This is a genomic window from Sphingopyxis sp. EU05-FHT14B03 (assembly GCF_058790875.1).
In genome coordinates, this window is sequence record NZ_JBYTDC010000001.1 from 1389044 (window position 1) to 1410661 (window position 21618).

Annotated in this window: 25 protein-coding genes; 21 read left to right on the forward strand and 4 right to left on the reverse strand. The window is 66.3% G+C overall.

The features are described 5' to 3' along the window. Positions 1-45 precede the first annotated feature (45 nt). From AC3WS4_RS06705 to AC3WS4_RS06720, 4 genes are all read left to right on the forward strand, one after another. Positions 46-1419 carry a glutamate--cysteine ligase gene (locus tag AC3WS4_RS06705; protein WP_492735551.1) on the forward strand — a complete coding sequence of 458 codons (1374 nt, stop codon included), beginning with the start codon at positions 46-48 and terminating at the stop codon, positions 1417-1419. A gap of 79 nt (positions 1420-1498) precedes the next feature. Then, complete coding sequence (locus AC3WS4_RS06710) at positions 1499-1807, forward strand: hypothetical protein (protein ID WP_492735549.1); 309 nt, start codon at positions 1499-1501, stop codon at positions 1805-1807. A 284-nt stretch (positions 1808-2091) separates the two neighbouring features. Next, complete coding sequence (locus AC3WS4_RS06715) at positions 2092-3012, forward strand: hypothetical protein (protein WP_492735547.1); 921 nt, start codon at positions 2092-2094, stop codon at positions 3010-3012. Between the two features lie 204 nt (positions 3013-3216). Further along, complete coding sequence (locus tag AC3WS4_RS06720; protein ID WP_492735545.1) at positions 3217-5481, forward strand: TonB-dependent receptor; 2265 nt, start codon at positions 3217-3219, stop codon at positions 5479-5481. Positions 5482-5791: 310 nt separating this feature from the next. Here AC3WS4_RS06720 and AC3WS4_RS06725 read toward each other — a convergent pair whose 3' ends face one another. Then, the gene (locus AC3WS4_RS06725; RefSeq protein WP_492736603.1) at positions 5792-7180 is read right to left on the reverse strand and encodes a methyltransferase family protein; all 1389 of its coding nucleotides are present in this window, start codon (positions 7178-7180) and stop codon (positions 5792-5794) included. A gap of 248 nt (positions 7181-7428) precedes the next feature. On the opposite strand from AC3WS4_RS06725, the gene AC3WS4_RS06730 reads away from it, so the two are divergent. Together AC3WS4_RS06730 and AC3WS4_RS06735 are read left to right on the forward strand one after the other, a co-directional pair. After that, positions 7429-8625: a M23 family metallopeptidase gene (locus AC3WS4_RS06730; RefSeq protein WP_492735543.1), complete on the forward strand. Its 1197-nt coding sequence runs from the start codon at positions 7429-7431 to the stop codon at positions 8623-8625. Next, positions 8582-9022, forward strand: a complete 441-nt coding sequence (locus tag AC3WS4_RS06735; RefSeq protein WP_492735540.1) for a bactofilin family protein — start codon at positions 8582-8584, stop codon at positions 9020-9022. Before AC3WS4_RS06730 ends, AC3WS4_RS06735 begins: the two co-directional genes overlap by 44 nt. 22 nt (positions 9023-9044) lie before the next feature. Here the strand turns inward: AC3WS4_RS06735 and AC3WS4_RS06740 are convergent, their stop codons facing one another. From AC3WS4_RS06740 to AC3WS4_RS06750, 3 genes are read right to left on the reverse strand one after another with little or no spacing between them, the layout of a single operon-like run. Then, on the reverse strand, positions 9045-10811 hold the full coding sequence (locus AC3WS4_RS06740; RefSeq protein WP_492735538.1) for a sensor domain-containing diguanylate cyclase: 1767 nt from the start codon (positions 10809-10811) through the stop codon (positions 9045-9047). Between the two features lie 45 nt (positions 10812-10856). After that, positions 10857-11159 (reverse strand): DUF1905 domain-containing protein, encoded by a 303-nt coding sequence (locus AC3WS4_RS06745; protein WP_492735536.1) that lies wholly within the window; start codon positions 11157-11159, stop codon positions 10857-10859. Further along, positions 11159-12667: a YifB family Mg chelatase-like AAA ATPase gene (locus tag AC3WS4_RS06750; RefSeq protein WP_492735534.1), complete on the reverse strand. Its 1509-nt coding sequence runs from the start codon at positions 12665-12667 to the stop codon at positions 11159-11161. Before AC3WS4_RS06750 ends, AC3WS4_RS06745 begins: the two co-directional genes overlap by 1 nt. Positions 12668-12931: 264 nt before the next feature. On the opposite strand from AC3WS4_RS06750, the gene AC3WS4_RS06755 reads away from it, so the two are divergent. The 15 genes from AC3WS4_RS06755 (at position 12932) to AC3WS4_RS06825 (ending at position 21573) form a co-directional block, all read left to right on the forward strand. Next, the gene (locus AC3WS4_RS06755; RefSeq protein WP_056347073.1) at positions 12932-13573 is read left to right on the forward strand and encodes a TetR/AcrR family transcriptional regulator; all 642 of its coding nucleotides are present in this window, start codon (positions 12932-12934) and stop codon (positions 13571-13573) included. A gap of 17 nt (positions 13574-13590) precedes the next feature. After that, a complete protein-coding gene (locus AC3WS4_RS06760; RefSeq protein ID WP_222943158.1) occupies positions 13591-14031 on the forward strand; it encodes a VOC family protein in 441 nt (146 codons plus the stop codon). Between the two features lie 31 nt (positions 14032-14062). After that, entirely contained in the window at positions 14063-14497 is a 435-nt protein-coding gene (locus tag AC3WS4_RS06765; protein WP_492735531.1) for a VOC family protein, read from the forward strand. A 24-nt stretch (positions 14498-14521) separates the two neighbouring features. Continuing rightward, the gene (locus tag AC3WS4_RS06770) at positions 14522-14938 is read left to right on the forward strand and encodes a DoxX family protein (protein WP_492735530.1); all 417 of its coding nucleotides are present in this window, start codon (positions 14522-14524) and stop codon (positions 14936-14938) included. Further along, positions 14935-15153, forward strand: a complete 219-nt coding sequence (locus AC3WS4_RS06775) for a DUF4287 domain-containing protein (protein ID WP_492735528.1) — start codon at positions 14935-14937, stop codon at positions 15151-15153. The genes AC3WS4_RS06770 and AC3WS4_RS06775 overlap by 4 nt, the downstream gene beginning before the upstream one ends. A 2-nt stretch (positions 15154-15155) precedes the next feature. After that, entirely contained in the window at positions 15156-15830 is a 675-nt protein-coding gene (locus tag AC3WS4_RS06780) for a glutathione S-transferase family protein (protein ID WP_492735526.1), read from the forward strand. A gap of 25 nt (positions 15831-15855) precedes the next feature. Continuing rightward, entirely contained in the window at positions 15856-16530 is a 675-nt protein-coding gene (locus AC3WS4_RS06785; RefSeq protein WP_492735525.1) for a glutathione S-transferase family protein, read from the forward strand. Between the two features lie 30 nt (positions 16531-16560). Further along, positions 16561-17280 carry a DUF1428 domain-containing protein gene (locus AC3WS4_RS06790; RefSeq protein WP_492735523.1) on the forward strand — a complete coding sequence of 240 codons (720 nt, stop codon included), beginning with the start codon at positions 16561-16563 and terminating at the stop codon, positions 17278-17280. A 154-nt stretch (positions 17281-17434) separates the two neighbouring features. Then, complete coding sequence (locus AC3WS4_RS06795) at positions 17435-17992, forward strand: GFA family protein (protein WP_492735521.1); 558 nt, start codon at positions 17435-17437, stop codon at positions 17990-17992. A gap of 11 nt (positions 17993-18003) precedes the next feature. After that, positions 18004-18729, forward strand: coding sequence for a DUF899 family protein (locus AC3WS4_RS06800; protein WP_492735519.1), 726 nt, complete (start codon positions 18004-18006; stop codon positions 18727-18729). Beyond that, entirely contained in the window at positions 18726-19517 is a 792-nt protein-coding gene (locus tag AC3WS4_RS06805) for a VOC family protein (protein WP_492735518.1), read from the forward strand. Before AC3WS4_RS06800 ends, AC3WS4_RS06805 begins: the two co-directional genes overlap by 4 nt. A gap of 47 nt (positions 19518-19564) precedes the next feature. Then, positions 19565-19984, forward strand: coding sequence for a VOC family protein (locus AC3WS4_RS06810; RefSeq protein ID WP_492735516.1), 420 nt, complete (start codon positions 19565-19567; stop codon positions 19982-19984). Continuing rightward, the gene (locus tag AC3WS4_RS06815) at positions 19981-20481 is read left to right on the forward strand and encodes a VOC family protein (protein WP_492735514.1); all 501 of its coding nucleotides are present in this window, start codon (positions 19981-19983) and stop codon (positions 20479-20481) included. The genes AC3WS4_RS06810 and AC3WS4_RS06815 overlap by 4 nt, the downstream gene beginning before the upstream one ends. Then, positions 20468-20920 (forward strand): hypothetical protein, encoded by a 453-nt coding sequence (locus tag AC3WS4_RS06820; protein ID WP_492735513.1) that lies wholly within the window; start codon positions 20468-20470, stop codon positions 20918-20920. Before AC3WS4_RS06815 ends, AC3WS4_RS06820 begins: the two co-directional genes overlap by 14 nt. Next, complete coding sequence (locus tag AC3WS4_RS06825; protein WP_492735511.1) at positions 20920-21573, forward strand: glutathione S-transferase family protein; 654 nt, start codon at positions 20920-20922, stop codon at positions 21571-21573. The genes AC3WS4_RS06820 and AC3WS4_RS06825 overlap by 1 nt, the downstream gene beginning before the upstream one ends. Positions 21574-21618: the final 45 nt, after the last annotated feature.

A 21618-nucleotide genomic window follows, 5' to 3' on the forward strand; every position in this document is an offset into this window, starting at 1 on the left:
TCAGCCCCGATTGCATTCTATACCGAATAGTCTAGATGGCGCGACATGAGCACGCGCACCGCCTCGGACAGCAACGATCCCATCGTCGAAAACCGCGACCAGCTCGCGGTCCCCATGATCAAGGGCGAGAAGCCCAAGGATCGCTGGCGCATCGGCACCGAGCACGAGAAGTTCGTCTATCGCACCGCCGATCATCGCGCGCCCTCCTATGACGAACCCGGCGGCATCCACGACCTGCTCATGGCGCTCACCCGCTTCGGCTGGGAACCGGTAATCGAGGGCGGCAAGGTGATCGCGCTCGCGGGCAGCGACGGCACCGTCAGCCTCGAACCCGCAGGCCAATTGGAACTGTCAGGCGCGCCGCTCGAAAATCTCCACCAGACCTGCGCCGAAACCGGCCGCCACCTCAAGCAAGTGAAAGAGGTCGGCGCCGAACTCGGACTCGGCTTCCTCGGGGTCGGCATGTGGCCCGACAAGACCCGCGCCGAGCTGCCGATCATGCCCAAGGGCCGCTACAAGATCATGCTCGACCATATGCCCCGCGTCGGCACCATGGGGCTCGACATGATGCTGCGCACCTGCACCATCCAGACCAACCTCGACTATTCGTCCGAGGCCGACATGGTGCAGAAATTCCGGGTTTCGCTCGCGCTGCAACCGCTCGCCACCGCGCTCTTCGCTTCCTCGCCCTTCACCGAGGGCAAGCCCAACGGCTATATGTCGTACCGCAGCCATATCTGGACCGACACCGACCCCGCACGCACCGGCATGCTGCCCTTCGTGTTCGAGGACGGCTTCGGCTATGAGCGCTATGTCGACTATATGCTCGACGTGCCGATGTATTTCGTCTTCCGCGACGGCAAATATATCAACGCCGCGGGGCTCAGTTTCCGCGACTTCATGAAGGGCGAGCTCGCAGTCCTCCCCGGCGAACTGCCGCGCCTCAGCGACTGGAACGACCATCTCTCGACCGCCTTCCCCGAGGTGCGGCTCAAGAGCTTCCTCGAAATGCGCGGCGCCGACGGCGGTCCGTGGAACCGCATCTGCGCGCTCCCCGCCTTGTGGGTCGGGCTGCTCTACGACCAGGGCGCACTCGACGCCGCGTGGGATCTCGTCAAAAACTGGAGCATCGCGGAGCAACAGGCGCTGCGCGACGCGGTCCCCAGCGAAGGTCTCGACGCCCCCGCGCCCGGCGGCGGCACCGTCGGCGAATTGGCGCACCGCGTCCTCGACATCGCGGCGGCGGGGCTGGCGGCACGCGGTGAGGTCAATTCGATGGGCGACAACGAGGTCGGCTTCCTCGAACCGCTGCGCCGCATTGCCAAGAGCGGCAAGTCGCCCGCGCACGATCTGCTCGACCGCTACGAAGGCTCCTGGGGCCACGACCTGTCGAAAATCTACGACGAACTCAGCTTTTAATGCCGCGCGGACAGCCATTTGGCGTCCGCCACCTTTCATGATAGCATCGCCCTCCGATCCCGATCGAAGGAGAGTGACGATGGTTCATGGCAAGCTTATCCTCGCGGCGGCGATCCTCGCCACCGGCACCACCGCCGCGTCGGCGACCGACATCAACTCGGCCGCCACCATCGGTTCCAACGCCATGGCCGCGCACGTCAGCGCCTTTCCCGCCAGCCGCAACTACGATCCCGATCAGGTGCTCAAACAGCTGAACCGCGTCTGCGCCAGCGACACCGCCTTCGACCGCAAGCGCTGCGCCAGGGCCTGGCGCATCATCGACGACGCCCACGCCAAACTCCAGGCCAAACGCGCCGCCGAAGCCGCGGCGGCCGGCACCGCCGAGTAATTCCTCTCTCACAAGCGCAGACGCGAAGATCCTCCCTGTGGCGAAGCCATGGGGAGGGGGACCGTCCCCGCGAAAGCGGGGATGGTGGAGGGGCCAGCAACGTCGCGCCAAAGCCCCTCCGTCAGCGCTTCGCGCTGCCACCTCCCCATGGCTACGCCACAGGGAGGATTTGCGGTCCCTGGCCTCGCCGACAAAATAGGATCGCCCCCTTGCAAAAAACGCTTTCCTAAAATGTACCGATATGGTTCGTTCAGTCAGTTTCACTGACCAAAAGGACGAATCACATGACCGACGACAGCGAAAACGACACCCCCGCTCCCGCCAGCTACCACTGGACCCCGGCGCTCCAGCGCGCCTTTCTCGATCATCTCGCGGCCACCGGATCGGTGCGCATCGCCGCGGGCCGCGTCGCGATGTCGCCCGGCGCCGCCTACCAGCTCAAGCAGCGCCCCGAGGGCGCGGCGTTCCGGCTCGGCTGGAGCGCGGCGCTGCTCATCGCGCGCGACCGCCTCGCCGATGAGCTGCTCGACCGCGCCATCTATGGCATCGAGGAAGTCACCGAGCGCTTCACCGAGGAGGAAAAGCTCAAGAGCCTGACCAAGCGCCGCCGCCACGTCCCCAGCCTCGGCCTCGCGATGCTCGCGCGACTCGACCGCGCGGTCGAAACCCGCGCCCGGGCCGGCGAGGCGATGCTGGCGCAGATCATCGCGGGCGACTGGGCGGGCTTCCTCGCGCTCTTCGACCTCGCGCTGCCCGATGGCGACGAAAGCCGTCGCGGCGCCGCGCTCGCCTGCTGGCTCGCGGGCCGCGACAACCGCACCAATCCGCTCGCGATGCTGTGGAAAGACACGGCGATCGCGAATGAAGTTGCGCAGTTTTCCGCCGATTCCGACCTCGAGCCCGAACCCGACCTGACCCCCGAGGAAGAGGCCGCCACGCTCTCGGTCTGGCACGACGACGGCGAATGGCGCACCAATTTCCCGCCGCCCGAAGACTTCCTCGGCATCGAGGAAGGGGTGTTCGGCGACGAGGATTATGAACGCACGCTCGAACCCGACGAGGAAGCGGCCGCAGAGGCCGCCCACAACGCCGCCGTCGCCCCGCTACGCCGCGCCGCCGAAGCCGCGCGGCGCGCCTGGTTCGGGCTGCCCAATCCGGCGAACGACCCCGCCAGCGATGCAAAACCCCGCCACGCCAGCGGCTGAGCGATCCTCCCTGTCGCGAAGCGATGGGGAGGATCGGAACCCGCCGACCCCCGTCCCGGCTGTCACAAACTGCAGCAATTGCGCAACACTGCTGACACGAACGTCAGCGGCACGCGCTTCGGCGATTGATCGCGGGCGCATCGAAAGCCAAAGAGCGATGGTTTTCCGCCTCTCCCATCGTCACTCTGTTTCAGGAAGCTTGCCATGCGCCACTTTCCTTCCGCCACCGCTATAGCTCTCGTACTCGTTGCCGCCGCCGGCTTCGCCGCCCCCGCCGCCGCGCAGGACACCGCCCCCGTCGCCGACGAAGGCGGCCTCACCGACATCGTCGTCACCGCGCAGCGCCGCGAGGAAAGCCTGCAGGACGTGCCGGTTGCCGTCTCGGTGCTGTCGGGCGACACACTCGGCGCGATCACCTCGACCGGTTCGGACGTCCGCGCGCTCGCCGGCCGCGTCCCCAGCCTCAACATCGAAAGCTCGTTCGGCCGCACCTTCCCGCGTTTCTACATCCGCGGCCTCGGCAACACCGATTTCGACCTCAACGCCTCGCAGCCGGTCAGCGTCGTCTATGACGACGTCGTCCTCGAAAACCCGATCCTCAAGGGCTTCCCGATCTTCGACCTCGACCGCGTCGAAGTGCTACGCGGGCCGCAGGGCACCTTGTTCGGCCGCAACACCCCGGCCGGCATCGTCAAGTTCGACACCGTTAAGCCCGGCAAGACCGGCGGCTATGCGCGCGTCAGCTATGGCCGCTATGGCACGTCGCAAGTCGAAGTCGCGGCGGGCGCCGCCGACGACAATGGCTTCTCGGTCCGCCTGTCGACTTTGTTCCAGCACCGCGACGACTGGGTCGACAATGTCGCCACCACCGCGAAGAAGGACCTCGGCGGCTACGACGACATCGCCGCGCGCCTCCAGCTGCAATATGAAAACGGCCCGTTCACCGCGCGCGCGATCGGCCAGGTCCGCATCTATGACGGTTCGGCGATCATCTTCCGCGCCAACACCCAGCTTCCGGGCAGCAACAAACTCGTCGGCCTCGGCGGCGCGGGCACCGAATTCGAGCGCGACAAGGTCTATCAGGACGGGCTGAACTTCCAGAAGCTCAACACCTATAATGCCGGGCTCAACCTCGAATATGATTTCGGGCCGGTGACGCTCTACTCGATCACCTCCTATTGGAACGCCAATTTCCGCAGCCGCGGCGACATCGACGGCGGCTTCGGCGCGGTGTTCCTGCCGGTGTCGGGTCCGGGCCTGATCCCCTTCCAGGCGCAGAGCCAGGACAATGTCCCCAGCCTCGACCAGTTCACCCAGGAGGTCCGCGTCGCGTCGAACAATTCGACGGGCCTCGGCTACCAATTCGGTGCCTTCTACTTCGACGAAAAGCTCGACATCTCCAGCTTCGAATTCGGCGGCCCGACCGACGCGATGCCCTCGGCGATCGCGGTGCAGCGTCAGGACAGCGAGGCCTACGGCATCTTCGGTTCGGTCAACTACGCCTTCGACAACGGCCTGAAGCTTCAGGCCGGCGCGCGCTACAACCATGACACGCGCGATTTCGTCGCGTCGCGTCCGGTCGAGACGCGCCCGATCTTCGTCGTCAATCCCAACACCCCGGTTCCGCCGCAGGCGGCGAGCGTCAAGGGCAAGCTGCTGACCTGGGACGCCAGCGCGACCTATGAGGCGTCGGACGATATCACCGTCTATGCCCGCGTCGCGCGCGGCTATCGCGCCCCGTCGGTGCAGGGCCGCCTGACCTTCTCGCGCACCATCTCGACCGCCGACCAGGAAGAGACGATGTCCTATGAAGCGGGGATCAAGACGTCGTTCCTCGACAACCGCGTCCGCTTCAACCTGACCGGCTATTATTTCGATACCAAGGACCTCCAGCTCACCGCCGTCGGCGGCACCGCCAACGTCGCGAGCCTGCTCAACGTCGATGCCAAGGGCCATGGCATCGAGGCCGAGCTGCAGGCGGCGCCGGCGAAGGGCCTGACCTTCTCGGTCGGCGGCGCCTGGAACGTCGCCGAGATCGACGACGCCAACGCCTTCGTCGCCGGCTGCGGTTCGGCGACGCCGTGCACCGTCCTCGACCCGGTCCGCCCGGGCAGCCCGGGCATCTTCTCGATCGACGGCAACCAGCTGCCGCAGTCGCCGAAATGGACCGCGAACTGGACCGCTGGGTATGAATTCCCGGTCGGCGACGGCGCCATCTATGCCTTCACCGATTGGTATTACCGCTCGAAGGTGCAGTTCTTCCTCTATCAGTCGGTCGAATTCTCGGACGACAAGATGCTCGAGGGCGGCCTGCGCGTCGGCTACAAGACCGATCGCTTCGATGTCGCGGGCTTCGTGCGCAACATCACCGGCGACAAGTCGGCGACCGGCGGCATCGATTTCAACAACCTCACCAGCTACGTCAACGAACCCCGCATCTGGGGCGTCGAGGCGGGGGTGAAGTTCTAGGACCGGCTCGATCCTCCCTGCGGCGACGCCGCGGGGAGGAGACCGGTTCGGGGTGATTTCCCGACCGCCCTCTATTTCCGTTCGTGTCGAGCGAAGTCGAGACACCCCGAAGTCGTGCGCTGCCGATGGGTGTCTCGACTTCGCTCGACACGAACGGGATTTGCGGTGTGTTTCCGTCCAAAACCGGTCGAAATCCGACGTCGCCACGGGCAAAACCATCGCCTGGCCCGAAAAACCGCTTTCCTAATTTGTACCCATATGGTTCACTGTTCCCGAATCAACGATCCGGAACGGGAATCCGATGCCAGGCTTATGCCACCGGCCCGATCCGCTCATCGGGCTCCAGCCGGATCAACGGACGCTTGCGCCCCGACAGCCGCGCGAACAGCCGCGGCACGACCGCATTCTCCTGCGCCCAGGTCCAATACGCCTGATACGCCGGATCGGCGAGCAAATGCTTTTCCTCGGTCTTGGCGCGCCAGTAGTAGACGCTGCTCACGAGACCCAGCAGGACCGTGTTGCGCAGCCCCTCGGTCCAGCCGCCATCGGTGACGAGGAAGGGCAGCGCACCGACCCACCAGCTGAGGTTCTTCGACAGATAGGCCGGGTGGCGCGTATATTTATACGGCCCGTGGGTCATCACGCCGCGATGCGTCAGGTTCGAAAAGCGGATGCCGAACGCCATCGTCGCCCAGCTGTAGATCGCGGTCAGCCCGACGAGCACGATCCCCCAGACGATCATCACATTGTCGTGACCCTCGAGCCAATAGCCCCAGTCGGACCCGTTCACCTGATAATCAAGCGGGCCGCCGTTCATCAGGATGAAGGGCGGGTAGCAGATCAGCGCCGCGACCCACGCCATGCCATAGGGGTTCGCGGTGCGGATATGCGAATCGAGCGGCCGCGCGGTCAGGATATAGCCGACCGTCGCGATATGGACGTCGACCAGATAGAGCAGGTTGATCGCCCACAGCCCGGTCATATACGGGTTGCGCAGAACCTCACCCATGTCGACGGTGACGAGGCTCGAAAAATTGCCCGGCACAATCGACAGCATGAACGCGGTGAAGAACCCCTTCACCCCCCAGGCGCGGAAATGATGCCCGATCGCGCGCCCATCGACCGGTTGTCCGGGCGCAACCAACCAGCGGCCGAACTGGTAACAGCCGTCGCGCGGCTCGACCAGCCGGCGGTCGAGCCACAGCATGTACGGCACCGAAATCAGCAGCAGCCAGGGCGCGACCCGCTCGAGCAGCTCCATCGAGAATTCATACTGGCCTTCCCAATAATAGCGCATCGTCGCATAGGTCAGCGCGATCAGGCCCCAGGTCGCCCACAGCCCCGCCAGCTTGGTCAGGCTGATGTCGACCGTCTCGCGCCAGGACCGCCGCTGCGCCCAGTCGATCCCGGTCGACGGATTGCGGTGGACCTTGTCGACGAACACCGACCACAGCACCATCGGGATGGCGCAGGCGAGGACGCTGGCGATCGCCGAGTTCGGCCCGCTCATCGGCCCGCGATTGCCCCAGTCGATGCCAAGGAAGGCGGCGATCTCGGGCGTGTAGCGCGCGATCAGCAGATAGGACATCAGGCCGATCAGGCCGACGATTCCGACCCCCGCGCTGACCGCCGAACGCGGCCTTGCGGCACGCTTCGCAGCGGTTTCCGGCGCCGTGTCGGCGCCCGCGGGCAGGGTCATGTCTGGCAAATGGGTCACGGCATCGGACCTAACCGAAAATGGTAAGCAAGCCGTCAATGATGGCGGACGATTCGGCGCTATTTCCTGCCAGAATGGCAGCGTTGCCGCGCTTTGACACCGTTCACCGCGTCCCGCTTTCGACTCGGCGCGAGTCGCCCGTTCAGGATTCGCGAGTCGCTGACACTGCTGTTAAGGCGCGCATCATTCGGGGCGGAGGGCTCCACATAATAACAAGATGGGGTCGCCACTTGTCATCGAAATCGACGGGCCTGCGCCATTGGCGCCAGCGCTTCAACGCGCTGTTTCAGGACCATGAAATCTTCGTTCGAACGCACGGCCATGTGCGTTTTCTTCGGATCAGCGCCACCTGGCAAAAGCGAGTCGCGCTGATTGCCGCCGCCGTGCTGCTCGCCTGGGCCGGCGTCACGCTCGCCATCCTCGTCAACCAGCTGCTCGGCGCCGACGAGCGTGCCGCGGTCGCCCAGCAACAGGCCGCCGCCAGCGCCGCCGAGCAACGCATCGCCCGCTACCGCGACCGCGTCGCCGAAACCGCCGCCGACCTCGAAGAGCGCCAGGTGCAGCTCGAGGAATGGTCGAAGGAAAGCTTCGGCGCCGAACCCGCCGCGGTCACCGACGAAGCCGGTGCCGAAGCCGCGCCCGCCGCCGCCGCGCCGCTCAAGACCAGCGCGATCGACCCGAACCTGCCCCCCGAGGCGCAGGCGCTGGCCCGGCTCGAAGCGCGGCAGGAAGCCTTTGCCAGCCGCCTGCTCGCCGCGGTCAACGACCGCGCCGCCAAGGCCGAAACCGCCGTCGCCGCGCTCGGGCTCGACCCCAGGGGCCTCGTCCGCAACGCCGCGGCCGGCCGTGGTGGTCCCTTCATCCCCTATCGCGGCAAGATGGGCAAAGCCAAGGCGCTCGGCGCGTCGTTCGCCGCCTTGGAAGGCGCGCTGTTCCGCATGGAAGTGCTCGAACGCACCCTCGTCGCAGTGCCGTCGGGCAACCCCGCCAATGTGCTGATGATGTCGTCGGGCTTCGGCTATCGCAGCGACCCCTTCACCGGCGGCGGCGCGATGCACGCGGGCCTCGATTTCCGCGGCCCCATCGGCACCCCGATCCTCGCCGCCGCCCCCGGCCGCGTCAGCTTCGTCGGTCAGAAGTCGGGTTATGGCAATGTCGTCGAGGTCGATCATGGTCAGGGTATCTTAACCCGCTATGCCCACTTGTCGGGCTTCACCGCGACGGTGGGCCAACAGGTCACGGCAGGGGAGCAGATCGCCAGGATGGGTTCGACCGGCCGTTCGACCGGCAGCCACCTGCATTTTGAAGTTCGTTTGAACGGCGTGGCGGTCAACCCGCGCCGCTTCCTGGAGGCCAAAGCCGATGTTCTCGAAGTCAAAGCCGATGCCCGACAGCGCGTCGGTTCCGTCGCCCGCGGTGCCCGCTAAGATGGCGACCGGCGCCCGTCATACGACCTTCTCGATCCTCGGATCGGACGTCGTCGTCACCGGCAATGTCGCGGCCAGCGTCGACCTGCACGTCGACGGCAAGATCGACGGCGACCTCAAATGCGCCAACCTCGTCCAGGGCGAGGCGAGCGAAATCAAGGGCGCGGTCGTCGCCGAAACCGCGAAGATCGCGGGGCTGGTCGACGGGTCGATCGAGGCCAAGACGCTGATCGTCCACGCGACCGCGCGGATCACCGGCGACGTCGTCTACGAGACGATCACGATCGAGAATGGCGGCAAGGTCGACGGCAAGCTGAGCCACCGCCGCCATGGCGCGGCTGCAGCCAAGCCGCCGCTCGAGGTGGTCGAGAACAAGTCGGCGTCGCTCGGCATCTGACCGGAAAAGCGACAGCCTGCGGTCAGCGCGACAGCATCGCTTCGCGGCTCGATCGATCGTCGGAGGGACCGGCGCCGTCGCTGCGGCGCTGGACGACCACCCGGTCGCGTCCGCCGCGCTTCGCATCATAAAGCGCCTCGTCGGCGAGCCGGTAGAGTTGCTGGAAATCGCTCGCGGGGCGGACTTCGGCGACCCCGACGCTGGCGGTGACCGTTCGCGCGCCGATCGCCGCGCGGTGGTCGCACGCCGCGATCCCCAGCCGGACGCTTTCGGCGAAGCGGCTGAGAACGATGCCATCCATGCCCACCGTCAGCAGGCCGAACTCCTCGCCGCCAAGCCGCGCGACGGTACACATCGGCCCTTCCCAGCGCGCGATCCGCCGGGCGACTTCGCACAGCACCGCGTCGCCGGCATCATGACCGTGAACGTCGTTGATCGACTTGAACCGGTCGATATCGACGAGCAGCAATGCCGCCGGCAGGTCGTCGGCGCGGGCGCGTTCGAGCAGCGGCGTCACGCTGCCGACGAAGCCGCGCCGGTTGGGCAGCCCGGTCAGCGGATCGCGCCGCGCCAGTTGCTGGGCCAGCGCCTCCGACGCCCGCGCGCTGTCGCGCTCGATACGCAGTCGGGCGAGCCGGCGCGTCGCCGACGCCGACAGCCACAAAGCCTGCCAGGTCGCCGCCGCCAGCACGAGCAACTGCGAGCCGCCGCCCCACACACGGTCGTCGACATCGACGATATGAATGAAGGCGAGCACCGCCATCGGCAGGCACCAGGCGGCAAGGAAGTCGCGCGCCTCGACCGATCCCCGGCGCCACGCCCAGCCGAGATAGGCGGCGACCGCCAGCAGGTCGGCAACGATGACGAGCCCCAGCAGGTCGGCCCATTGCGTCAGGCTTTCGCTGCGGATCAGCGCCAGCGGAACCCCGACGACCCCGACGATGGTACCGAGCGCCAGCGCGGTGCCGCGAAGCCGCGCCGACACGGCGCCGCGATCGACCGCCAGCACCGCGCTGAACGTCGCGATCGCGATCGCCAGGCAGGCGAGGAACGTCGCGATCTGCGCCGACACAGTACCGGCCAGACCGGGGAAGATCCCGAGATGAGCCTGCGACCAGATAAAGCCCCAGAGCAGCATGGTCGCCGACCAGCCCGCCTGCCAGGCCAGATATTGGCGGCGCACCGCGAACGCGAGCGACAGGCTGTAGATGCCGCTGACCAACAGCAGCGTGAGCGCGGCACCGATCGCCACCGCCATGCCGGTCGACTGCACCACCGCGTCGGCTTTCGGCAACAGCCGCGCGCGGATCAGGCCGGCGCTCGCCAGCCGGTCGAAACGCATCGTCACCGATGCCAGCGGCACCCCGCGCTCGGGCGCCTCGAACAAGATCTGCCCGCCCGCGCGCCAGTGCGATCCATAATCGCCCTGGCGCACCTGTTGCCAGCGGGTGACGCCGTCGGTGTAGGTGAAGGCGACCGCGAGCCGGTCGAACCGGCTTTGGTGAACCATGAGCGCGAGGTCGCTGCGCGCGAGATGGACCTGCGCGGGATCGGTCCGCAGCCAGAGACTGGCGCGATGATAGCCCGTCGGCAGTCCACCGCACGAAAAGCGGCGCGCCGCAAGGGCGGCGTCGGACGTGTCCAACCCGCTCGCCGCGTGACAAAGCCCATGCTCGACCGCCAGCGCCTCGGCGCTTGCCGGCGCCGGCGAAAAGGTGAAAGCGAGCAGGGTCAGAGCCAGCGCGAGCCTGCCATACAGCTTCATCAAGGGGTTGCCCGCCGCCGTCATGACCGCCGTATCGCACCAATATGTTCGAAAATCTTTACCACGACCTCAGCCCTGGCCTGGCCGCCCGACCCGCATTGCCACACGCACCCGGTCGCCAAGCCCGATCGCCTCGGCTTTTTGGACCGCAACCTTGACCGGCAGCAGATAGGTACCGGCGCGCGGAAACAGCGACGTCGCGAATTCGGTGGCGCCGATCTTTGCGACCACCGGCACGACTCCCCAGCCATAGCTTTCCGACAGCGCCGCATAACGTATGTCGCCGACAAGGGTCTCGGGAATGACCGCGAACAGATAGGGCGGCGGTCCGCGCCACTCGATGATCTCGGCGTCGAACCGCATATCCGGCATCAGCTGCGCGGCGCCTGCCGCCGATAGCTCAGCGCTTCGGCAAGGTGGATGCGGCCGATGCTTTCGGCTCCCGCCAGATCGGCGATCGTCCGCGCCACCCGCAAGATCCGCGTATAGCCGCGCGCCGACAGCCGCATCGCCTCGGCCGCCTGCGCGAGCAACTTGCGCCCCGGCTCGTCGGGAGTCGCGACCGCTTCGAGCAATTCGCCGTCGATCTCGGCATTGGTCCGCGTCTTGTGATCGGCATAGCGCGCCGTCTGCACCGCCCGCGCCGCGGCGACACGCGCCGCGACCTCGGCGCTGCCTTCGGCCGGCGGCGGCAACACGAGGTCGGCGGCGCTCACCGCCTGCACCTCGACATGCAGGTCGATGCGGTCGAGCAGCGGCCCCGACACCTTCGCCTGATAGTCGGCGGCGCAGCGCGGCGCGCGGCTGCACGCCAGCGCCGGGTCGCCGAGGTGACCGCAGCGGCACGGGTTCATCGCCGCGACCATCTGCACCCGCGCCGGAAAGGTGACATGGGCGTTGGCGCGCGCGACGCTGACCTCGCCGGTTTCGAGCGGCTGGCGCAGGCTGTCGAGCACGGTGCGCTGGAATTCGGGCAGTTCGTCGAGGAACAGCACGCCGAGATGCGCGAGGCTGACCTCGCCCGGACGGACGCGCAAGCCCCCGCCGACGAGCGCCGGCATCGACGCGCTATGGTGCGGGCTGCGGAACGGACGCGCGCGAACGAGGCGCCCGCCTTCGAGCTGCCCGGCGACCGACGCGATCATCGACACTTCGAGCGCTTCGCCCGGATCGAGATCGGGAAGGATGCCGGGCAGGCACGCCGCCATCAGCGACTTGCCCGCCCCCGGCGGCCCGACCATCAGCAAATTATGGCCCCCCGCCGCCGCGATTTCGAGCGCGCGCTTGGCGACCTCCTGCCCCTTCACCTGCGCGAGGTCGGCCATGCGGCGCGGCTCCTCGACTTCGCCGGGGCGCGGCGGGGCGAGCAGCGCGCTGCCCCGGAAATGATTGAGCAGCGCGAGCAGATCGGGCGCCGCAAGCACCTCGACATTGCCCGCCCATGCCGCCTCGGGACCCTGCGCCACGGGGCAGACGAGACCACGCTCCTGGCTGCCCGCATGGAGCGCCGCGAGCAGCACCCCCGGCGAAGCGGCGACGCGGCCGTCGAGGCCGAGTTCGCCGACGACGACATAGGCACTCAGCGTCTCGGCATCGATGACGCCCATCGCGCCGAGCAGCGCGAGTGCGATCGGCAGATCATAATGCGAGCCTTCCTTCGGCAGGTCGGCGGGCGACAGGTTGACGGTGATGACCTTGGGCGGGAGCGAGAGGCCAATCGCGGCGATCGCGGCGCGGACCCGCTCGCGGCTTTCGCCGACCGCCTTGTCGGGCAGGCCGACGACGACGAAGCGCGGGACACCGGGGGTGATCTGGCACTGCACCTCGACCCCGCGCGCTTCGAGCCCGAGATAGGCGACGGTGGATACGATCGCGACCATGGACGCCCCCCTCGAACAATATGTGCTTGCTTTGTTCTCATATTCGTGGCAGGAAAGTGCCGCGCGGTCGAGTCTTTTCGAACAGGCGCGCCGCGACACGAACGCCGCGAAAACTCCGCCCGGCGACCTTGTTTTTTGCACAGGGCTGGCGGGGATATCGCACCCAGAGCCCACGCGGCGAATCCCACCATGACCGGGCGACAAGATCGAAGGGTCTTTTGGCGGCGCTTGACACCATACCAACTGGTCGGTATGTTGATTCGCATGACGAGCAACCAACCCCCTTCCGGCCCCGCCCCATCGCCGCGTGCACCGCGCGGCAGCGCCCGTGCGGCGCTGATCGCGGCAGCGCACAGCACGGTACGCAAGCAGGGCTATGCCGCGACCAGCGTCGACGAAATCTGTGCGGCGGCAGGGGTCACCAAGGGCGCCTTCTTCCACCATTTCGCGTCGAAGGAAGCGCTGGGGGTCGCCGCCGCCGAGGGCTGGACCGAGCGCGCGCGGCCGATGTTCGAGATGGCGCCGCACAACCGGCTGGACGACCCGCTCGACCGCCTGCTCGGCCATATCGACTTCCGGCTGGCGATGCTCGACGGCCCGACCGAGGATTATACCTGCTTCGTCGGCACGATGGTGCAGGAAGCCTATGCGACCAGCGACCGCATCCGCGCCGCGTGCGAGGCGAGCATCAACGCCTATTGCCAGGCGCTCGCCCCCGACATCCAGGCCGCGATCGACCTGTATGGCGCCCCCGACGACGTCACCGCGATCGGACTCGCCCAGCATGTCCAGTCGGTGCTGCAGGGCGCCTTCGTCCTGGCGAAAACCACGAACGACCCGGCGATTGCCCGCGGCACCGTCACCCATTTGAAGCGTTATGTCCGGATGCTGTTCGCTCCGGACTGAAGCGAGAGGAACCCCCGATGTCCGATTCCCCGAAGATGATTTTCGTGAACCTGCCTGTCGCCGACCTCGCAAAGTCGAAAGCCTTTTACGAGGCGCTGGGCTTCACCAACGAACCGCGCTTCTCCGACGATACCGGCGCCGCGATGGTGTGGTCGGAAACGATTTTCGTGATGATCCTCTCCCACGAAAAATGGAAGGGCTTCACCGACCGGCCGATCGCCCCGGCGACGTCGAGCGAGGTGTCGCTGGCGCTGGCGCTCGGCAGCCGCGAGGCGGTCGATGCGATGGTCGAAGCGGCCGCCGCCGCGGGTGGTACCGCCGACATCAACCCGGTGCAGGATCATGGCTTCATGTACGGCCGCGACATCCTCGACCCCGACGGCCATGTCTGGGGTCCGTTCTGGATGGACCCCGCCGTCGCCAATGGCGAGGCGCCTGTCCCCGAAACCAGCCTCTGAAAATGGTCCCACATCCCCAAGGAGAGAGAAAATGCCCCAGATGATTTTTGTGAACCTGCCAGTCACCGACCTCGACAAGTCGAAGGCCTTTTACGAAGCGGTCGGCGCGGCGAACAACCCCGCATTCACCGACGACACCGCCGCGTGCATGGTGATCGAGGAAGGGTCGATCCACGTCATGCTGCTCACCCACGCAAAATGGGCGACCTTCACCGCGAAGACGATCCCCGACGCGCATACGACCGCGCAGGTCCTGCTCTGCGTCTCGGCCGACAGCCGCGAAGCGGTCGACGGACAGGTCGACAAGGCGGTCGGCGCGGGCGGCAAGGCCGATCCGACCCCGACGCAGGATTTCGGCTTCATGTACGGCCGCAGCTTCGAGGATCCCGATGGCCATATCTGGGAAGTGATGTGGATGGACCCCACCGCGATCCCCGCCGGCGAACCCGCCGAAGCATCGGCCTGACCTGAGTTTCGGGAGGAGGAAGCGATGACCGATGCAGTCCCCACCAAGGGTCAGTCGATCGCCGGCCACGTTTTGAGCGGCTTGGTGATCCTCTTCCTCCTCTTCGATGCCGGCTTAAAGCTGGTCTCACCGGAGACCGCGATCAAATATAGCCCGCCCGACCTCGGCTGGCCGCTCGACGTCCCGACGATGACCATGCTCGGCACGCTGCTCCTCATCCCGACCCTGCTCTATATCTGGCCGCGCACCGCGATCCTCGGCGCAATCCTGGTCACCGGCTATCTCGGCGGCGCGATCGCCACCCATGTCCGGATCGGCAGCCCGCTGTTCAGCCACTGCCTGTTCGGCGTCTACCTCGGCCTGATGCTGTGGGGCGGCCTGTGGCTGCGCGACCCGCGCGTCCGGGCGCTGATCCCGCTGTCGAAAGGGACCATGGCATGAGTTTTCAATCATATCTCGACAATGTCGAAACGAAGACCGGCCAATCGGCCGAAGCGTTGAAGACCCTCGCGATCGGCAAGGGCCTGGCCGACGACAACGGCCTCGCCCCCGGCATCAAGGCCACCGCGATCATCGACTGGCTCAAGCACGACTTCCACCTTGGCCACGGCCACGCGATGTCGATCGTTGCCTATATCAAAGGGAAGAGGGACTGATCATGTCCGCCGCGACCGCCCCCCTGCCCGAAATCACCGCCTATCGATCGGTACCGGACTTCGCCCGCGGCCGGATCAAAGACATCCGCGCCCGCTGGGCGCTCGACGAAATCGGCCAGCCCTATCGCACGCGGCTGATCGGCGGCATTTTCGAGGACAAGGCACCGGCCTATCTTGCCGATCAACCGTTCGGGCAGGTTCCGGTCTACAAGGACGGCGATCTGACCCTGTTCGAAACGGGGTCGATCCTGATCCACATCGGGGAAGCCGACGCGCGTCTGTTGCCGCGCGATGCGAAAGGGCGCGGGCGCGCGATCAGCTGGATGATCGCCGCGCTCAACAGCGTCGAACCGATGATCCAGACGCTGGTCGTGCTGACTGTCAAGGGACAGGGTACCGACTGGCTCGTCGGTGCCATCGAAGCGGCGAAACCCTTTGCCGAGCAGCGGCTGTCCCGATTGTCGCAGGCGCTCGGCGACCGCGACTGGCTGGAAGATCGTTTTTCGATCGGCGACATCGTGATGGTCGATGTGCCCCGCAACGCAAATCTGGAGTTGCTGGCGCCGCATCCCAATCTGAGCGCCTATGTCGCACGCGGCAAAGCCCGCCCGGCCTTTCAAAGCGCCATGGCGGCGCACCTCGCCGACTGCACTATCGGCGAACCCCTGCCCGCCTGAAACCCCGCAATCGAGGAGACATCGCATGCCCGTGAACCCCGACAGCAAGCTGGAAGTCACCGCCTTCGACTGGGTGCCCGATTTCGCCCGCGGCTTCGTCCGCGACCTGCGGCCGCGCTGGGCATGCGAGGAAATCGGGCTCGATTATGCCGAGCATCTGATCAGCGCGGTGAACCGCCCCGCCGACCATTTCCTGTTCCAGCCGTGGGGGCAGGTGCCGGTGCTCAACGACGGCGGCATCCGCCTGTTCGAAAGCGGCGCGATCCTGCTCCATCTCGCCGAAAAGGATGCGCGGCTGATGCCGCGCGATCCGCAAGCCCGCGCCAACACGCTCGCCTGGCTGTTCGCCGCCTATAACAGTGTCGAGCCGATGCTGTTCGAACTCGGCAATGTCGATATTTTCTCGACCGGCGAGGAATGGGCGAAGCTGCGCCGTCCAAGCCTGATCGAATTCATTCAGGGCCGGCTCGGCCGCCTCAACGACGCGATCGGCGACAAAGACTATCTGACCGGCGAATTCACCGTCGCCGACATCGCGATGGCGACGGTGCTGCGCGAGGCGGTCGAAGCCGGACTGATCGCCGAGCAGCCGCGGTTGCAGGCCTATCTCGACCGTTGCCTCGCCCGCCCCGCCTTCCAGCGCGCGATGGACGCGCAGCTGGCCGCCTTCAGCGAAGAAGCGGGTCCACCCGCCGCCTGAAGCCCCCTCCCACCCCCAAGGAGAGACAAGATGACCTATGTAGAAGGATTTGTGGTCGCGGTGCCGACCGCCAACAAGGAAGCCTATCGCAAGCATGCCGCCGACGCCGCGCCCTTGTTCAAGGAGTTCGGCGTCGCGCGCATGGTCGAATGCTGGGGCGACGATGTGCCCGACGGCAAGGTCAACGACTTCAAGGGCGCCGTCCAGGCCAAGCCCGACGAGACCGTCGTGTTCAGCTGGTTCGAATATCCCGACAAGGCGACCCGCGACGCCGCGACCGAAAAGATGATGAACGACCCCCGCATGGCGGCGATGGGCGGCGACATGCCGTTCGACGGCAAGCGGATGATCGTCGCCGGCTTCGACTCGCTGCTCGACGACAGCGCCGAAGGCGGCTTCGGTTACGCCGACGGCTATGTCGTTCCGGTCCCCGACGCGAACAAGGAAGCCTATCGCAATATGGCAATCAAGGCGTCCGAAGTCTTCCGCGACCATGGCGCGACGCGCGTCGTCGAGGCGTGGGGCGACGATGTGTCCGACGGCAAGGTCACCGACTTCAACCGCGCCGCGCACAAGCAGGACGGCGAGAGCGTCGTATTCAGCTGGGTCGAATGGCCCGACAAGGCAACGCGCATGGCGGGCTGGGACAAGGTGATGAAGGATGAGCGGATGCAGCATGATCCGAACGACCAGACCTTCGACGGCAAGCGCATGATCTACGGGGGCTTCGCGCCGATCGTCGAGGCGTGATCGATTTCCTCCCTGTGGCGAAGCCATGGGGAGGTGGCAGCCCGAAGGGCTGACGGAGGGGCTATGACGCACCGTTGCTGCCCCACCACCACCGCTTCGCGGCGGTCCCCCGCCCCATCGCTTCGCGACAGGGTGGATGAAGAGGAGACACCCGATGGCCGGCACGCAAGAGAAAGAAACGCGCATCGCGTCATGCCCCTGCGGCGCGGTGACACTGCAGCTGGTCGGCAAACCGATCGTCGCGGCGACCTGCTATTGCCATAGCTGCCAGCAAGCCGGGCAGGCGTTCGGCGCCCTGCCCGATGCGCCCGGCGTGGTCGATGCCGATGGCGGCACCCCCTATCTGCTGGTGCGCAAGGACCGCATCGCGTGGAAGACGGGCACCGACCGGCTCGAGGCGCACCGGCTGACCGCCGATTCGCCGACCCGGCGCTTCGTCGCGCGATGCTGCAACGCGCCGATCGCGTTGGAATTCACCAAGGGCCATTGGCTGAGCGTCTATGCGGGGCGCATCGCCGGGGAGGAGCGGCCGCCGCCCGCGATGCGGACGATGACCCAGGACCGTCCCGACGGGATCGAGTTCAGCGACGCCATACCCAGTTACGCGACCCATTCGGGCAAGTTCATGTGGAAGCTGCTGTCGGCCTGGGCGGCGATGGGATTTCGCGCACCGCCGGTCGAAAAGACGCCGGGCTGGGCGCCGGGGGGATGAAGGAGAGCGACATGCACCACATCAGCTATCCCAACGAGAGCGCCGATTACCGGACCGCGCGCAACGCGCTGCTAGATGCCGAGATCGCGCTGCGGCGCCAGATCGAGGCGGTCGCGGCCCAGCGGCGTGCGCTGCCGCCCGGCGGCGCAATCGCCGAGGACTATGTCTTCGAGCGGATCGGCGCCTATCAGCGGCCCGAGACGGTGAGGCTGTCCGAGCTGTTCGGCGATAAACCGACAATCATCCTCTACAGCTTCATGTGGAATGCCGAGCGCGACACGCCCTGCCCCGGCTGCACCCATATGCTCGATTCGGTCGATGGCGGCGCGCGCTATATCGACGACCGCGCCCCGCTCTATATCGTCGCCAAGTCGCCGATCGCCCGGCTGACCCAATGGGCGCGCATGCGCGGCTGGCCGCACGTCACCTTCCTGTCCGACGTCACCACCCGCTATTCGGCCGATTATTTCGGCGACACCCGCAAATTCCCGGCCGCGATGCGCGACGAGCGGAAATTGAAGCCCGGCGAGGAGTGGGACGAAACGATCTTCAACGTCTTTCGCAGGGACGGCGACACCGTCCACCACCACTGGGGCAGCGAGATGGCGTTCGCGCCGTCCGACCCCGGCCAGCACCACCGCGCCGGCGACCTCGTCGATTCGCTGTGGGGCCTGCTCGACATGACCCCCGAAGGTCGCGGGGATTATTTTCCGACCGTCGAAGGAGCCAAAAGATGACCGATGCCCCCAACTTCATCTGGTACGAACTGATGACCCCCGATCCTGAAGCCGCGAAAGCCTTTTACGACCAGGTCGTCGGCTGGACGCTGTCGACCGGGCACGGCGACAACAGCGATTACGGCTTCATCACCCGCAGTGACGGCGGAATGAATGGCGGGGTGCTGCGGCTGTCGTCCGACATGGCGGCGCACGGCGCGCATCCCTGCTGGCTGGGCTATCTTCACGCCGCCGACGTCGATGCCGAAATCGAAGCGATCAAGGCGTCGGGCGGCACGCTGTTGATGCCCGCGCGCGACGTCGAGATGGCGGGCCGCATCGCCATGCTCGCCGATCCGCAGGGCGCACCCTTCTATATCATGGCGCCGACCCCGCCGCCGGGGATGGAGGGCATGGAGAGCGACGTTTTTTCGGTCACCGAGCCGCAGCATGTGCGGTGGAACGAACTGGCGACGAACGATCCCGACGGCGCGATCGCCTTTTACACCCGCCACTTCGGCTGGGGGCAGGAGGGCGAAATGGATATGGGCGAGATGGGGGCCTATCGCTTCATCCAGCGCCGCGAGGTCGGGCTGGGCGCCGTGATGCCGCTGATGCCCGGCATGCCGGCACCGATGTGGACCTATTATATCGGGGTCGACGATATCGACCGGGCGCTGGCCGCGGTAAAAACCCATGGCGGCACGGTGACCAACGAACCGATGGAAATCCCCGGCGGCGAATTTGCGATGAACGCGATCGACCCGCAGGGTGCCGCCTTTGGACTGGTCGGGCCGCGCAAATCATAAATCGCCTCCCCTGAAGGGGAGCAAGCAAGAGGAAGAGGAGAGAGGTGATGACGAATCCCGACCAGAGCCCCACGAGCGGGCTGACCCCGCATATCGCGATCGCCGACAAGCGTGCCGGAGAAGCGATCGATTTTTATGCGAAGGCGTTCGGCGCGACCGAGCGGATGCGCATGCCGGCGCAGGATGGCGTGCGATTGATGCACGCGCACCTGCTGGTCAACGGCGCCTCGCTGATGATGCACGATGACTTCCCCGAATATAGCGGCGGGCCGATGGCACCGCCCACGGGGGTGACGATGCACCTGCACGTCGACGACACCGACGCTTGGTACCATCGCGCGATCGCGGCGGGCGCGACGTCGCAACTCGAGCCGCATGATGCTTTCTGGGGGGACCGTTATGCCCAGGTGAAGGATCCGTTCGGACACCTGTGGTCGATTGGTGCACCCATCAAAGGAGAGAAATGATGTCCAATAAAGCAACCCTGTGCCTGTGGTACGACAAGGATGCCGAGGAGGCAGCGAATTTCTATGCCGCGACCTTCCCCGACAGCAAGGTCGGCGGCGTCCACCGTGCGCCTACCGACAACCCGAGCAGCAAGGAAGGCGATGTGCTGACCGTCGATTTCACCGTCCTCGGTTTTCCCTGCATCGGCCTGAATGGCGGACCGGCGTTCAAGCATAGCGAAGCCTTTTCCTTCCAGATCCATACCGACACGCAGGAAGAGACCGACCGGCTGTGGAATGCGATCGTCGGCAATGGCGGCGCCGAAAGCATGTGCGGATGGTGCAAGGACAAATGGGGTCTCAACTGGCAGATCACCCCGCGCGTATTGACCGATGTGATGACGAGCGGCGACACCGCGGCCGCCAAGCGCGCGTTCGAGGCGATGATGACGATGAAGAAGATCGACGTCGCCACCATCGAAGCCGCGATAAAGGGCGAAGCGGTTGGCGCGGCGTAGTCCCGCGCTCTTCGCCTGGCTGCTCTGCGGCACGCTCGACATCGTCTATGCGGCGATGTCGAGCGTCGTGCAGGGCGGCACCGTCTCGTCGATGCTGCACGCCGTCGCCAGCGGGCCGTTCGGTGACGGCGCGCGCTCATGGGGGATCGGCGGCGATATCGCGGGACTTGCGACCCATTATGCGATCATGGCGGCAATGGTCGCGACGTGGTTCTTCGTCGCGCGGCGCTGGACGGCGCTGACGACATGGCCGTGGTGGCTCACCGGCACGATCTATGGCCTGATCCTCTACGTCATCATGAACGGAATCGTGCTGCCGCTGCGCTTCGGATCGCCCTTCCCGCCGACCGACCTCGTCAAGGGCGCGATCGCGCTCTTCCCGCACATCTTCTTTATCGGCTGGCCGCTCGCCTGGCTGACCCGCAAGGATGCTCGCTGATGCTCATTTTCTATGGCCACCCTTTCTCCTCCTACAGCTGGAAGGCGCAGATCGCGCTCTACGAAAAGGGCATCGATTTCGACTATCGATCGGTCGATCCCGAATTTCCCGACCATGGCCCGGAACTGCGGGCCTATTGGCCGATCGGCAAATTCCCGCTGATCGTCCACGACGGCCAGCCCATTTTCGAGGCGTCGATCATCATCGAATATCTCGACCATCTGGTGCCCGAACCACGGCTGATCCCCGCGGATTTCGACGCCGCGCTAAAGGCCCGGCTGCTCGACCGCATCTTCGACAACCATGTCATGGGCCAGATGCAGGAGGTGGTGAACGACGCGATCCGTGGCCTCGACGGCCATGTGCCATCGATCGTCGATGCCGCGAAGGCGAAACTCGACACCATTTATGCCTGGCTCGACAAGGAATTGGCGGGCGGCGGCTGGGCGACACCCGATGGCTTCACCCTCGCCGATTGCGCCGCGGCGCCGTCGCTCTTCTACGCCGACTGGGTGCATCCGATCCCCGCGGCCTATGAGAATCTGCGCGCCTATCGCGCCCGCCTACTCGCGCACCCCTCGGTCGCGCGCGCGGTCGATGGCGGACGGCCCTATCGTCATTATTTCCCACTCGGCGCGCCCGACCGCGATTAACCTCTCGCGGCGTACCGTCCCGAAACGGCACAGGACGGCCCATAG